General features: G+C 68.6%; 10 protein-coding genes and 1 pseudogene. 4 read left to right on the forward strand and 7 right to left on the reverse strand.

Annotated features, from left to right (window positions below):
* Positions 1-222: 222 nt before the first annotated feature.
* Positions 223-1,392: pseudogene (locus AB0H50_RS26470) on the reverse strand (IS3 family transposase).
* A 596-nt stretch (positions 1,393-1,988) separates the two neighbouring features.
* Between AB0H50_RS26470 and AB0H50_RS26475 the strand changes: the two are divergent.
* Positions 1,989-2,906, forward strand: a complete 918-nt coding sequence (locus AB0H50_RS26475) for a molybdopterin dinucleotide binding domain-containing protein (RefSeq protein WP_357457473.1) — start codon at positions 1,989-1,991, stop codon at positions 2,904-2,906.
* 154 nt (positions 2,907-3,060) lie between these two features.
* Here the strand turns inward: AB0H50_RS26475 and AB0H50_RS26480 are convergent, their stop codons facing one another.
* Together AB0H50_RS26480 and AB0H50_RS26485 are read right to left on the reverse strand one after the other, a co-directional pair.
* Positions 3,061-5,316 carry a molybdopterin-dependent oxidoreductase gene (locus AB0H50_RS26480; RefSeq protein ID WP_357457475.1) on the reverse strand — a complete coding sequence of 752 codons (2,256 nt, stop codon included), beginning with the start codon at positions 5,314-5,316 and terminating at the stop codon, positions 3,061-3,063.
* Positions 5,313-6,287, reverse strand: a complete 975-nt coding sequence (locus AB0H50_RS26485) for an enoyl-CoA hydratase/isomerase family protein (protein WP_357457477.1) — start codon at positions 6,285-6,287, stop codon at positions 5,313-5,315. The genes AB0H50_RS26480 and AB0H50_RS26485 overlap by 4 nt, the downstream gene beginning before the upstream one ends.
* A gap of 188 nt (positions 6,288-6,475) precedes the next feature.
* Between AB0H50_RS26485 and AB0H50_RS26490 the strand changes: the two genes are divergently transcribed.
* A complete protein-coding gene (locus tag AB0H50_RS26490) occupies positions 6,476-6,979 on the forward strand; it encodes an N-acetyltransferase (RefSeq protein ID WP_357457479.1) in 504 nt (167 codons plus the stop codon).
* Positions 6,980-7,188: 209 nt separating this feature from the next.
* Here AB0H50_RS26490 and AB0H50_RS26495 read toward each other — a convergent pair whose 3' ends face one another.
* From AB0H50_RS26495 to AB0H50_RS26505, 3 genes are all read right to left on the reverse strand, one after another.
* Positions 7,189-7,980: an SDR family NAD(P)-dependent oxidoreductase gene (locus tag AB0H50_RS26495; protein ID WP_357457481.1), complete on the reverse strand. Its 792-nt coding sequence runs from the start codon at positions 7,978-7,980 to the stop codon at positions 7,189-7,191.
* Positions 7,981-8,123: 143 nt separating this feature from the next.
* Positions 8,124-8,726 (reverse strand): TetR/AcrR family transcriptional regulator, encoded by a 603-nt coding sequence (locus AB0H50_RS26500; RefSeq protein ID WP_357457483.1) that lies wholly within the window; start codon positions 8,724-8,726, stop codon positions 8,124-8,126.
* 56 nt (positions 8,727-8,782) lie between these two features.
* Positions 8,783-9,673: an alpha/beta hydrolase gene (locus AB0H50_RS26505; RefSeq protein WP_357457485.1), complete on the reverse strand. Its 891-nt coding sequence runs from the start codon at positions 9,671-9,673 to the stop codon at positions 8,783-8,785.
* Positions 9,674-9,790: 117 nt separating this feature from the next.
* Here AB0H50_RS26505 and AB0H50_RS26510 point away from each other — a divergent pair, with 117 nt between their 5' ends.
* Positions 9,791-11,647: a Na+/H+ antiporter gene (locus tag AB0H50_RS26510; RefSeq protein WP_357457487.1), complete on the forward strand. Its 1,857-nt coding sequence runs from the start codon at positions 9,791-9,793 to the stop codon at positions 11,645-11,647.
* On the opposite strand, the gene AB0H50_RS26515 is transcribed toward AB0H50_RS26510, so the two are convergent.
* The gene (locus tag AB0H50_RS26515; RefSeq protein ID WP_357457489.1) at positions 11,623-12,210 is read right to left on the reverse strand and encodes a TetR/AcrR family transcriptional regulator; all 588 of its coding nucleotides are present in this window, start codon (positions 12,208-12,210) and stop codon (positions 11,623-11,625) included. The genes AB0H50_RS26510 and AB0H50_RS26515 overlap by 25 nt on opposite strands.
* A 203-nt stretch (positions 12,211-12,413) precedes the next feature.
* Here AB0H50_RS26515 and AB0H50_RS26520 point away from each other — a divergent pair, with 203 nt between their 5' ends.
* Positions 12,414-13,019, forward strand: a complete 606-nt coding sequence (locus AB0H50_RS26520; protein ID WP_357457491.1) for a helix-turn-helix domain-containing protein — start codon at positions 12,414-12,416, stop codon at positions 13,017-13,019.
* Positions 13,020-13,024: the final 5 nt, after the last annotated feature.

Here is a 13,024-nt window from a genome sequence, read left to right on the forward strand (position 1 = left end):
ACAGACATGAAACCCATAATCTTCACGACGTATCGCCACCTCTCGATCCCTTCCGAGCAGCACTGTACGGAGGCTGACAGCGGATCGCGCCCGAGAACCGGCACCTGGGCTCGAATTTGGCGAAAGGTGGCCAACACCCGCTGAGCCGACCGTTCGGGTCTGGGCAAGCAGCACTGATTGAGGAGCCCGGTGACTTCCGGACAGCGGCCCCGTAGGTCTATCTCATGCCGCTGTCTGCTGATTCAGGAATGCGGTATGCACCTGCAGCGGCGCCTTGTAGCCGAGTCCCGAGTGGAGGCGTTTCCGATTGTAAAACGTCTCAATGTATTTCACAACCGCGCGCCGGGCATCGGTGTGGGTAGCAAACGAAACATGGTGCAGACACTCATTTTTGAGAGCGCCGAAGAACGATTCCGCCATCGCGTTATCCCAGCATACGCCGGTGCGCCCCACCGATTGCCGCATCCCCATCCGCGCCAGCTTCTTGCCGAAATCGTAACTCGTGTAGTTCGATCCGCGATCGGAATGGAAGATGGCGTCCTTCACGATCGGCACGCGACCGGCTGCCATATCGAGAGTGGCTTCGATCAAAGGGGTCCGGTAATGGTCGGCCATCGACCAGCCGGCCACCCATCTTCGTGCCACAGTCGATCACCGTCGCCAGATACAGCCAGCCCTCCCCGGTGGGAATGTAGGTGATGTCGGAGACGAATTTCCGCCCCGGCCCCGCCGCGGTGAAGTCCCGGCCCACCAGATCGGGGATCCGGTGGTCGAGCTCGGCGTCGGTGGTGATCGGCCGCCACGGTCGAGGCTGGACCGGCCACAACCCCATCTCGCGCATCAGCTTGCGCACGGTGTCGTCGTCGACCAGGTGACCGGAGCCGGTGAGCACTGCGTGGATGCGCCGGTATCCGTAAGTGTGGTAGCTGTCGTCGAACACCGCTCGGATCATCAACTTCAAATCCTCACGCCGGTCCTCGGATTCGGGTACGGGTCGTGATTTCCATTCGTAGTAGCCCGATCTCGATACATCCAGATTCCGGCACATGAACGCCACAGAGTAGGCCTTCTCCGCGTCCAGCTCGGCGATGAAGGCGAACTTCACTGCTGCCGGCTCGCGAAGAAGGCCGCTTTTTCCAAGAATTCCGCCTTCATACGCAGTTCCCGGTTCTCGCGTTCCAGCTCCCGCAGCCGCGCCCGCTCCGACATCGTCAACGGTTCCTCGGTGACCGGATTCTTCTTCCGATGCGCTGCAACCCAATTCGTCAGCGTCCCGGAGTCGATACCCAGATCACGGGCAATCTCCGTGATCGACCGCTGTGGTGACTCGATCACCATTTTCACGGCCTCGTCCTTGTACTCCGGCGAGTACTTCCTGCGATGCTGACCCACGAACTGTTCCCTCACTTTCCGTAACCACCCTACGAGTGGCCACTGTCCGGAGGGAACCGGTCACCTCAGACACCGCCGCCGTCGATTCGACACCAACTCGTGGATGACCGCCCACCGATCACTCCACCAATATCGTTGACATCCAATCATAATTCGCTTTAGATTCGCTTCATGGGTCAGAGAGCTCGGCAACCACACCGCCGCGATGCGCGCCGTTACCGCTGATCCGCGCGCATCCCGGCGATACTGCGCCGCCCTGCCCCCAGCCAAGTGTGCTGCTGGACAGCACATCCCGGCGACGGCTCGACGATCCATTCCTTTCCAGGTGCCAAGCCAACACCCACCGCGCAAACCGATTCCCCCACAGTCACAATCGACGATCCACGGCCGCCTGCCGGACCATTCGACACTCAAGCACCCGGAATGCATGACTACGCAACGAATCTCGCTCAAGGCCGCGAGCTCGTCGCAGAGGTGCTTTCGATGCCGATGGCGGTAATCTCTAAGGCTATGAACACGCAAATGCTGCGAGTTCGCTCCAACCCGGTCTCTAGAACACCGAGACCACCCGGCACGCCGACATCATCTTGCCGCCGGTGTCACCACTGGAACGGGAGGATCTGAGCATCCTGTTCCCGATGTTCAGTGTGCGCAACAACGTGCGCTACGACGCGCGAGTGTTCGAGCCGCCCGCCGACGGGCTGGATGATTGGCAGATTCTGGCGCGGCTGGTGACCGAGGTGTTGCCGTTGCCTGCGCGCGGGATCACCGGGCGGGTGGCGAACGCGGTGTTCGGGCGGTTGAGCCCGTTGCGGCTGGTGTCGGCGGCGATGGCGGCGGGCCCTTACGGCGTGCTGCGGAAGGGGCGAGGCGGGTTGACCGTGGCGAAGGTGCGCGAGTCGGCAGGTGGCGTCGATCTGGGTCCGTTGCGTCCGCGGCTGCGGGAGTTGATCGGGACGTGGGACAAGAAGGTGCGGTTGGCTCCGCCGGACTTCCTGGCCGCGGCCCGCGAACTGGTCGACAACGCGGGCCGCGGCCGGTCGCTGACCGTGCCGTCGGAGGGCTTCGACCTGAAATTGATCGGGCGAAGGCACCTGCGCAGCAACAACTCGTGGTTGCACAACGTGCCGTCGATGGTGAAAGGCAAGGACCGCTGTACGGCCCTCATGCACCCCGACGACGCCGCCGAGCGTGGACTGCTCGACGGCGCCCCGGTGACGGTCACCTCGGCGACCGGCTCGATCACCGTGGCGCTGGAGGTGAGCGACGAAATCCGGCGCGGCGTCGTGGCTATCCCGCACGGATGGGGACACCGCGAGCCGGGCGTCGGCTGGACGCTGGCCGCGTCGCTGCCCGGCGCGAATGTCAACCTGCTGCACGACCCCGCGACGATCGACCCGTTCTCCGGCGCCGCGGCGGTCAACAACACCTGGGTCCGCGTGACACCCGCGCCGGTCCCGCGATCCGATGTACCGGCCACCGAGGTGCTCGCGGAGTCCGCGCCGAGCACGTGAGGGCAAGGCGTCGACTTCGAATCGAAAGATCGACGCCGGGCGGGCATTCGCGACCGCAGTGAGGCGGCGCTGGTTCCGTTCGTCAGCTGCTGGTGTGCGCAGGTGCCACACCTGGTGCCGCACTCTGCACATGGGCACTGCCGATGTGTCGGGTTCAGTCGGCGGGTTCGATGCGGGCGGGGACGTGCTTGTGCCAGGGGGTGCCCGCGATGGCGTCGCGGAGGGTGACGTCGGTGAGTTCGTTGAGGGCGACGCCGGTGCGGGCACGGCCTGGCAGGTCGAGGCCGAAACCGTTGGGCAGGGACGCATGGCCGGGTTGCATGCGGTCGGTGAGTTCGACGGTGGTGACGGCGCTACCGCGGCGGGTGGTGACGCGGGCATGGTCGCCGGTGGCCAGACCTAGCCGGGTGGCGTCGTCGGGGTTCATGCGCAGCGCGCCCTCCGGGTCGCGGCGGCGCCAGCTGTCGTCGCGGAAGATCGTGTTGGCGGTGAACGAGCGCCGCTCCCCCGCGGCCAGCACGAACGGGTAGTCGGCGCTGGTGTGCGTGGCCGGGGTGATGTCGAGTTCACCCAGGGCGTGCAGCAGTTCCGGAATGGCCAGGGGGATGCGTTTGCCGGGGTGCGGGACGTAGTCCCAGGCGTCGTCGTAGTCGTCGACGGTGAAGGTGACGCCGGAGCGCCCCGCGAGGATCGCGTCGAACAGGGCATCGGCGTCACGGTGCCCGGCGCGGCGCATCGCGGCGGGATGGGCACGGGCGACGCGTTGCGCCAGCGCCCACAGCACCGCCGCGGCGCGGGCGTTGCCGGGCAGGGTCGGGCCGAGGGTTTCGTAGAGCAGATAGGGCGCCAGACCCGCGATGTTCTTGTCGGCAGCCAGCAGCGCCGCGAAAGCCAGTGCGTAGGGGCGTCGGCCGAGACGGGCGGCGGTGCGCAGCAACGCGAGCCGGGTGCGGGAGACCGCGCCGAGTTCACGCAGCAGGCGCGCGTAGATCTCGGGTTCGGGCAGGGTGCCCGGCAGCGGATCGAGCAGCGGCGCGCGCAGATGGAAAGTGTTGTGCGGGAATTCGAGGGTGAAGAAGGTGGCTTCCCACTTCTCGAACTGGCTGGCGGCAGGCAGGACGTAGTCGGCGTGGCGTGCGGTCTCGGTGAGCGCGACGTCGATGACGACCACCAAATCCAATGCGTCCATGGCGGCGCGGAAGGACGTCGAATCGGCAAGGGAATGCGCGGGATTGGCGGATTCGACGATCATCGCGCGGAACCGGTCGGGGTGATCGGTGAGGATCTCCTCGGCGATGGAATTACAGGGCAGCATGCCGCCGAGGACGGGTGCGCCGGTGACGGGGCTGCGGCGAATGTCGCGGCTGTAGCCGGCGAGCGGCACCATCCACGAGTGCGGTTGCATGGCGCCGGGTGCGGCGAAATTGCCGGTGAGCAGCCACAGCAGCTTGTTCAGATAGGAGATCAGGGTGCTGTTGGGGCTTTGCTGGACACCGAGATCTTCGTAGGTGGCGACGCTGCCTGCGGTGCCGATGCGATGAGCTGCGGTGCGCAGCAAGTCGACGGGCACGCCGCAGCGGTCGGCGTAGCCGGCGATGTCGACATCGCGCAGCGCGGCGACGACATCCTCGGCCTGGCTGGTGTGCGCGGTGAGGAAGGCGTGGTCGAGCAGATCGTCGCGGACCAGGATCGCCAGCAGCGCGGCCAGGCACCACGCGTCGGTGCCCGGGCGGACCTGGAGGTGGATGTCGGCGAGGTCGGCGGTTTCGGTGCGCACCGGGTCGATGACGATCATGGTGCGGGCGGGATCTTTGGCGATCTGCTGCAGGATGGTGCGGGCGCGCGGCACACCGTGCGACTGCCAGGGGTTCTTGCCGAGGAACACCGACACTTCCGCGTGTTCGAAGTCGCCGGTGGTGTGGCCGCCGGTGAGGTGGGCGTCGACCCAGCCTTCGCCGGTCTTCTCCTGGGCGAGCGCGGTGGAGCGATAGCGGCTGCCGAGGGCGCGGCGCAGGGCGCCGCTGTAGGCGCCGCCGAGATGGTTGCCTTGTCCGCCGCCGCCGTAATAGAAGATCTTGTCGCCGCCGTGCTGGTCGCGTACCTGCGCCAGACGTGCCGCGACCTCGGAAATAGCGGTGTCCCAGTCGATTTCGGTGAAGGTGCCGTCGGCTTCGCGGCGCAGCGGACTGGTCAGGCGGGCGCCGCCGTTCTGGTAGTGGTCCAGGCGAAGCGCCTTGTTGCAGGTGTAACCGGCGGAGGCGACGTGGTCTTTGTCGCCGCGGATCTTGGCGAAGCGGCGGCCGTCGAGCTGGATGAGCAGACCGCAGTTGTTCTCACACAGGATGCAGGCGGTCTTGTGCCACTGTGCGGTGTCGTGGGCGGGAGCCGTGTCGTGGGCGGGGGCGTTCATCGGCTCACCTGGTCGACGCGGGTGCCGTCCAGCCACGGTTTCGGGTCGGCGAGGAACGGGGTGTCGCCGAGGCGGGCCAGGTCGTCGAAGAAGGCGCGGGTGGTGCGCGCCGCGGCGGCGGTGGTGCCGACGGAGACGAATCCGGCCTGTTCGCGGTCGAGGCCGCGGGACAGGCGGGTGTCGGTGCCGAAGTAGACCGCGCGTTTGAGTTCGGCGACGACGACCGGGTTGCGGGCGGCCAAACGGGCTGCGGTGGCTTGGGTTTCGGTCAGGAGCTGGTCCTCGGGGACGACGCGGTGCAGCAGGCCGAGGCGGTAAGCCTCCCGCACCGACAGCGGCGCGCCCTCCAGGGTGATCTCGAGGGCGGCGGCCGCGCCGAGCAGCCTGGTGAGGCGCTGGGTTCCGCCGCCGCCGGGAATGAGGTTGGCCATGGTCTCGATCTGACCGAGTTTGACGTGGTCGGCGTCGGCGGCGTAGCGCAGGTCGCAGGCCAGCGCGATCTCGTGACCGCCGCCGAGCGCGGGCCCGTTGACGGCCGCCAGGTACACCGCGCGAGAACGGTTCATGCGCAGGGTGGTTCGTTTCCAGCGGTGACCCCACACCAGGCCGACACCGAGGCCGCCCCCGAATCGCTCCACTGCCGCGATCGCCCCGGGAACGCGCAGCGCCGCGCCCGCGGCGCGCAGCACCGGCGCGGCCAGGCGGGCGGGTACGAACGGATGCGGTAGTTCGATCATGCCGGTCAGCGCGCTGGGGTCGGCATGGGTGAGGAACCGTCCCGGCAGTCCGCCGGTGAGCACGACCGCGCCGACCGTGTCGTCGGTGTCGACGGCGGCGGTGAGGCGGTCGAGGTCGCGGACGAACTCGGTGGTCACGAAGTTCAGCGGCGGCGCGACGGCGCGGGCGGTGAGCACCCGCCCGTCCTGGGTGAGTTCGATCGTGTCCAACCGGAGATCGGCTGCGCGGGACATCGGCGGCTCCTAACGGCGCGCGACGGCGGTCGGTGCTGGGTGCGGTCTCGGCCCTTGCCGCAACCACTATGGCATACACCATAATCCTGATGTCAAGGGTCGCCGCCCGCGCAGCCCCGAACACGGCGCAGCATATGACCGGGAAATGACGTGGCCGCGCCGATCGCCGCTGCCCTATCGTCGGGTCCGTGACCCCCGCTCTGCTGCGACCTGCCGTGGCCGCCGACGAACCTTTCCTCTGGGAAATGCTGTACGAGGCATCGCATGCCGCCGACCAGGGACATGCGGTCGCCGACCTGAAGACGATCCCCGCGCTGTCGCGCTACGTCGACGGCTGGGGCGCCGAGGGCGATCTCGGAGTCGTCGGCGGCCCAGCCGAATCCCCGTGCGGTGCGGCCTGGGTGCGGCTGCTCACCGGCGCGAACGCCGCCTACGGCTACATCGACGACGCCACCCCGGAACTCGCGATCGCTGTCGCACCGAGCGCGCGCGGCACCGGGCTCGGCACGGCCATGCTCGAACGGCTGATCGCCGACGCCGCCGGCCGCTACCCGGCGATCAGTCTCAGTGTGCGCGAGGACAATCCGGCGCGCCGCCTGTACCAGCGTGTGGGCTTCGTCGACGTGCCCGATTCCCAGATCGTCAACCGAGCGGGCACGACGAGCGTCACCATGGTGTTGCGGCTGCGCTGAGATCGATCGACTCTCCCGGGCGGCCCGCCTACGAGCAGATCACTCGGCAGTGAGGCCGAGCCGCCGGGAAACGGCCGGTCGCCGAATATCAGAGCGTTCGGCCGTTCGCGTCGGCACTGGAGAACGGCAGTAGCAGGTCGCGCTGGTCGAGTAGAAGCAGCCGAACGCTGCGGCGCGGGACTGAGTCTGGCGCGATGTCCGTGCGGCGCTTACCGTTTGGCGCGCTGCGCGTCCGCCAATGTCGCCGCGATCTTGTCCGCGCCACCCAGCCGCTGCACCCGCGCGGCCAGGCCCGGCGCGATGCCGGCCAGCAGCACGCCGAGGCGCACCTGGAGCGGGGCCACGTCGATTTCGCCGATATCGCGTTCGACGGCGCGGCGCACCGCGGCGGCCACCTGCTCGGGGCTCGAGGTACCCGTGCCGGGGGCGGCGGGGACACCGGCGTCGGCGAACATGCCCGCGTCGCGAACGAAACCGGGAAAGATCGTCGACACCCCGACGCCGTGCGGGGCGAGATCCTGCCGCAGTGCCTGAGCGAAGCCGCGCAACCCGAACTTGGTGGCGTTGTAGAGGGAGGCGCGTGGTGAGGCGAGCTTGCCCGAGATGGAGGAGATGAACACCAGGTGGCCGTGTCCCTGGGTGATGAGGGGTTCGGCGAGCAGGCGGGCGGTCACGATCGGGGCGCGCAGGTTCACGTCGAGCGCGCGGTCGATCTGCTCGATCGAGTAGTCGGTGAGTAGTCCACTGCCGGGCACAGCGGCGTTGGCGACGACGATGTCGACCGGTCCCGCGGCTGCGAGCAGTGCCGCCACGCCCTCGCGGTCGGCCAGGTCGGCGGGCACGGCGCGGGCGCCGGTCTGCTCGGTCAGCGGGCCGAGCACGTCGACGCGGCGACCGGTCAGCACCAGTTCGGCGCCGCGGTCGGCGAACTCGTGGGCGATGGCATGCCCGATGCCGCCGGTGGCGCCCGTGACCAGGACTCGTGAACCTTCGATCTTCATCCGCTCTACCGTCCCCTGTCGCCGAACGCTTCACGCGCGGTGCTGGAATGCGGGCCTGCCCCGCTCTGGAAGCACGCTAGCCAGTCGGCGTCGGTCGCACATCCGCGTGCGGTCGGATCTCCGCCTCCGACTCCGGTAGGGGATCAGTGCGTCGCCGTGTAGAGCGCCCGCAGTTCCGCCACGGCGTCGTCGAGGGGTTCGATGCTCTGCTGCACCCGGCACAGCGCGATCGCGCCCTCGAAGGAGGCGACGGTGAGGATGGCCAGGCGGCGGGCCCGGTCGGCGGGGACCTCGTGCCGGGTCAGCACGTCGATGAGCGCGGCGTGCCACCGCTCGAACACCGCTGCCGCGGCGCGTGCGAATTCCGGTGCGTCGTCGTTGGTTTCGACGGCGACCGCGAAGATCGGGCAGCCCGCGCGGAACTGGCTGTCGCGCAGCGTGGTGCGCCACATGTCGGCGAACTTCTCCAGCGCCTCGACCGGGTCGCTGTCGCGGGTGAGGCGCTCGATGTAGCCGGACATGATGTCGCCCGCGGTGGTGACCGCGTCGTTGATCAGCTGGGTGCGTCCGCCGGGGAAATGGTGATACACCGAGCCGCGCGGCGCGCCGGTGCTGGCCAGCACCCGGTCGACGCTGGTCGCGCTGGCGCCGTGCACGCGCAGCGAGTCGATGGCGCCCTCGATCATCCGCTGTCGCGCGTCGGGCAGGCGGGTGCGAGAACCGTCGGTACTGGATCGGCGTGCCACGCGTCCATTCTATGGGGTTGCCCATAGTGCGAGGTGTTTGCCGGTGCTTTCGGCGATTACCTGACCCGGGTGCGGTGGAATTCCAGGAACGCGTCCAGGGTCCGCTGCGGCGCCTCGATCTGCGGGTAGTGGCCGATGTCCGGAATCTCCACCACGTCGGGTCGCTCGATCAGCTCGCGGTAGCGCTCGACCATGTGCGCGCCCGAGACCGGGTCGCGCAGCCCGTCGATCAACCGGACCGGCACCTCGGTGCGCTGGAGCGCGCCGACCCAGCGTTCCCGGTTCTTACGACGCTCGGCCATGTACCGGATCAGCTTGTGTCCGATGCTTTTACCGTGCCGCGACGACCACAGCAGCCAGAATTGGTGCAGCTCGGTGGCGCTGGGGCGGGTGTCGGGCCCGAAGACCGCCGTCAGGCTCCGGCCGAACGCGGTCTCGCCGCCGAAGATGCCGGCCAACGGTCCAAGCGGTCCGGCCAGCAGCCGCTGCACCAGGCGCGGACGGTGGGTCTCGGGGAACAGTCCCCCGTTGAGCAGGCACACCGATTCGATGATCAGCGAGTCGTCTCCGGCCGCGCGCCGTTCGGCGTCGCGGGCGAGCATCTCCTGGGCGACGGTGTCGCCGTAATCGTGGGCCAGCAGGTGGAAACGCTGGACGCCTTGCTCACGCAGCAGTTGTTCCTGCAGGTCGGCTTGGTCGGCGATGCTGTAGTCGTAGGTGCGCGGCTTGGCCGACCAGCCGAAGCCGATCATGTCGGCGGCCATGACCCGCGCGAACCGTTGGCACAGGCCGGGCCACACGGCATGCCAGTCCCAGGACGCGGTCGGGAAGCCGTGGATACACAACAGGACCCCTTCGGGTCCGCCGCCGCCCTCGGTCCAGAAGATCTGGTGACCGCGATGGGTGAACCGGTGTCCGTTCGTACGCCAATTCCCAAACTCCTCCATATCGGATAAGCATTGCGCGTGCGCGGCCGCGCGGCAGCCATTCGCGGGAATCGGCGTGGCGGCCGTGTCGTCCACCGCAGCACCGACCCTGCGGTCGCGTTTTGCGAGAATGCTTTGGTGCATGTGGCGATCGGCTTGGTGGTTCTGGTCGCGTCGGCGGCCGCGCTGGCGGCCCTGGCGCGCCGGTTCGGCGTCTCCGAACCTCTGGTGCTGACCCTGGCCGGAGTAGCCGCGTCCTATCTGCCGTTCGTGCCGGAAGTGCATCTCGAACCGGAGGTGGTGCTGCTCGGCTTGCTGCCGCCGCTGCTCTACACCGCGGCGATCCGGACCTCGCTGGTGGACTTCCGCGCCAACATCGGCACCATCGCGTCACTGTCGGTGGGTCTGGTGCTGTTCAGCACCTTCGCGGTGGCCGGGGTCGTGTGGTGGCTGCTGCCGGTGCCGTTCGCGGTGGCGGTGGCGCTCGGTGCCGTGGTCGCACCGCCGGACGCGGTCGCGGCGACGGCGGTGGCGCGCCGGATCGGGATGCCGCGGCGCATCGTCACCATCCTCGAGGACGAATCGCTGTTCAACGACGCGACCGCGCTGGTGGCGTTGCGGACCGCGATCGCGGCCTCGGCGGGCGTGGCGTCGGTGTGGGGGGCGGGCGGCAACTTCCTGCTCGCCGCGGGCGGTGGCGCGCTGGTCGGTATCGCCGTCGCCGCGGTGCTCGCGCTGCTGCGCAGGCGGATCACCGATCCCGTGCTGGACACCACGCTGTCGTTCCTCGCGCCGTTCGCCGCGTATCTGCCCGCCGAAGGCATCCACGCCTCCGGTGTGATCGCGGTCGTGACCTGCGGCATGATCCTCGGACACGGCGCACCGGTCTGGCAGTCGGCGGCCTCGCGCATCGCCGAACGCACCAACTGGCGCACCATCCAATTCATCCTGGAAAGTTCGGTGTTCCTCATCATCGGCCTGCAGGTGCGGGCGATCCTGGAAGGTGCGTGGGGTAGCGGCCTCGACCACACCACCCTGATCGTCTCGGCGATCGCGGTGCTGCTCACGGTGATGGTGGCGCGGCCGCTGTGGATCTTCCCGTGGTCGCTGCTGTTTCAACGGCTCGGACGGTCGACGGCCCCGCTGAGTTACCCGACGGTGGTGTCGTGGGCGGGCATGCGCGGCGTCGTCACGCTGGCGGCCGTGCTGCTGTTGCCCGAGAACACCCCGCAGCTGCCCGTGCTGAAGCTGCTCGCGCTGGTCGTGGTGGCGGGAACGCTACTGCTGCAAGGCACCTCGCTGCCCTGGCTGGTGCGCTGGCTGCATCTGCGCGGCCCGAGCCGCTCCGAGGACGCGCTGCAGAAAGCCAACCTGCTCACCCAGGCGAGCACCGCGGGGATGGCGGCGCTGGACGCGGCCGTCGGACCCGACACCCCGCCGCAGGTCGTGCAATCGCTGCGGGATCGGCTGACCTGGCGGACCAACGCCGCTTGGGAACGGCTGGGCCGCGCGGAATCCGAACAGCGCACCCCCACCGCCGAATACCGCAGGCTGCGGCTGGAGATGTTGCACGCCGAACGCGAAACCGTGCTGCGGGTGCGGGATTCGGGCGGCATGGATTACGAGATCCTGCAGCACGTGCTGGCCAGGCTGGATCTCGAGGAATCCATGATCGACCGTTTCGACGAGACCGAGGAAGAACGCCACGAACTCCTCGCCGCGCCCGCCGTCGCGACGGCCGACTGCGAGCACCTGCGGGCCGCGCCGCTGCTGCGCGAACCCACCGAACCCGACCGGTGCGACGAATGCGTCGCCGAGGGAATGACCTGGGTGCACCTGCGAATGTGCCTGTCCTGCGGGCACATCGCCTGCTGCGACTCCTCGCCCGGCAATCACGCCACCAAACACCACGCCGCGACCAACCATCCGGTCATGCGCAGCGTGGAACCGGGCGAGGCGTGGCGCTGGTGCTACGTGGACGAACTGCTCGGCTGAGCGCCCACCGACACCGGGCGGCGGGCATGCGAATAGATCAGCCGGGCGTATTCGTTGAGCAGCCGCTGCAGTGACACGTCGCCACCGGCCGCGCTGATCTGCTGGTAGCCGACCAGCATCGCCATACCGAGCGAGGTGACCACGGTGGCGGTCTCTTCGTCACCGACCACCCCGTTGATCACCTTGTGCACGGTGCGGCGGCGCGACTCGTCGACCCGCTTGAGCGCCAGATTCACCGATTCGTCGTTGGCGGCCCAAGCCCGGATCGCGGCCTCGGCCTCGTGATGCAGGCCCGCCGCGAGATCGGACATGGCGCGCACGTCGTCGTCGGGATCGCCCTGATTGAACTTCAACGTGCGCAGGATGAGCACCTGCCGGTTCTCCCAATGCTCGAGCAGCGCGTCGACGAAACCCTGCCAGCTACCGAAATGGTGATAGAACGAGCCGCTGGTGACCCCCAGCCGACGGCACAGCAGCCCGATGTTGAGGCCCTTGAACCCGAGTTCGGCCAGCACTTCCAAAGCGCTGTCGAAGTACTGCTCCTTGGTGACCACTCGTGACATGCGGATGCCGTTCTGCTCGTGCGGGCAAGGGGGAGGGCCCGAACAGTACCGCATCGATTCGGTCGCGCGTGCGGGCACAACGGAATCCGCTAAGTGACTCACAGTAGCTGTTACCGGGCGAAATATGCAGTGCGCGTGCGGAACCCGAGCCGGGCCATGACACCCTTGCATAACAGAGCGCTTGCTCTGTTATAGTCGTCGGCATGCCACGCCCCCGCACCCACGACCCCGGCGCCGCGCTCGACGCCGCGGAATCGCTGGCGGTTCGCGGTGGGCCCGCCGCGGTCACCATTCGCGCCGTCGCCGCGGCCACCGGCATGTCGAACGGCGCGCTGTACCATACGTTCGGATCGCGGTCCGGGGTGCTCGGGCACGCGTGGTTGCGCGCCGCTCGGCGATTCCACGCGGTGCAGAACGAGTTGGTCGACGCGCGGTCGGACGTCGAAGACAGTGCGGCCGAGGCGATCGTGGCTGCCGCCGAGGCGCCGAGCGTTTTCGCCGAACGATTCCCCGACTCCTCCCGGCTGCTGCTCACCGTCTCGCGCGAGCAGCTGCTCGGTGCGGACCTGCCCGACGACGTGGCCGCTGACGTGCGCACCGCCGAACGCGCGCTGATCGATCTGATGGCGCGCCTCGCGCAGCGGCAATGGGGCCGCCGCGACCGCCGCGCCGTCGAGGTGCTCACCACCTGCCTGGTCGACCTGCCGACCGCCATTCTGATCCGCCGCGACCGGATCGCCGAACCCCTTGCCCGCGAACAACTTCGGGCCGCCGTGCGCGCCGTGCTCGCGGTCGGACCGCCCCCGTGAAACAG

The organism is Nocardia sp. NPDC050793, assembly GCF_040654065.1.
Classification (GTDB): domain Bacteria; phylum Actinomycetota; class Actinomycetes; order Mycobacteriales; family Mycobacteriaceae; genus Nocardia.

Bases quoted from the DNA above. Each gene is read 5' to 3' on its own strand.
- AB0H50_RS26480 (WP_357457475.1), bottom strand. From the start codon at position 5,316: ATGAACGCCCCCGCCCACGACACGGCTCCCGCCCACGACACCGCACAG.
- AB0H50_RS26485 (WP_357457477.1), bottom strand. From the start codon at position 6,287: ATGTCCCGCGCAGCCGATCTCCGGTTGGACACGATCGAACTCACCCAG.
- AB0H50_RS26495 (WP_357457481.1), bottom strand. From the start codon at position 7,980: ATGAAGATCGAAGGTTCACGAGTCCTGGTCACGGGCGCCACCGGCGGC.
- AB0H50_RS26505 (WP_357457485.1), bottom strand. From the start codon at position 9,673: ATGGAGGAGTTTGGGAATTGGCGTACGAACGGACACCGGTTCACCCAT.
- AB0H50_RS26515 (WP_357457489.1), bottom strand. From the start codon at position 12,210: ATGTCACGAGTGGTCACCAAGGAGCAGTACTTCGACAGCGCTTTGGAA.
- AB0H50_RS26520 (WP_357457491.1), top strand. From the start codon at position 12,414: ATGCCACGCCCCCGCACCCACGACCCCGGCGCCGCGCTCGACGCCGCG.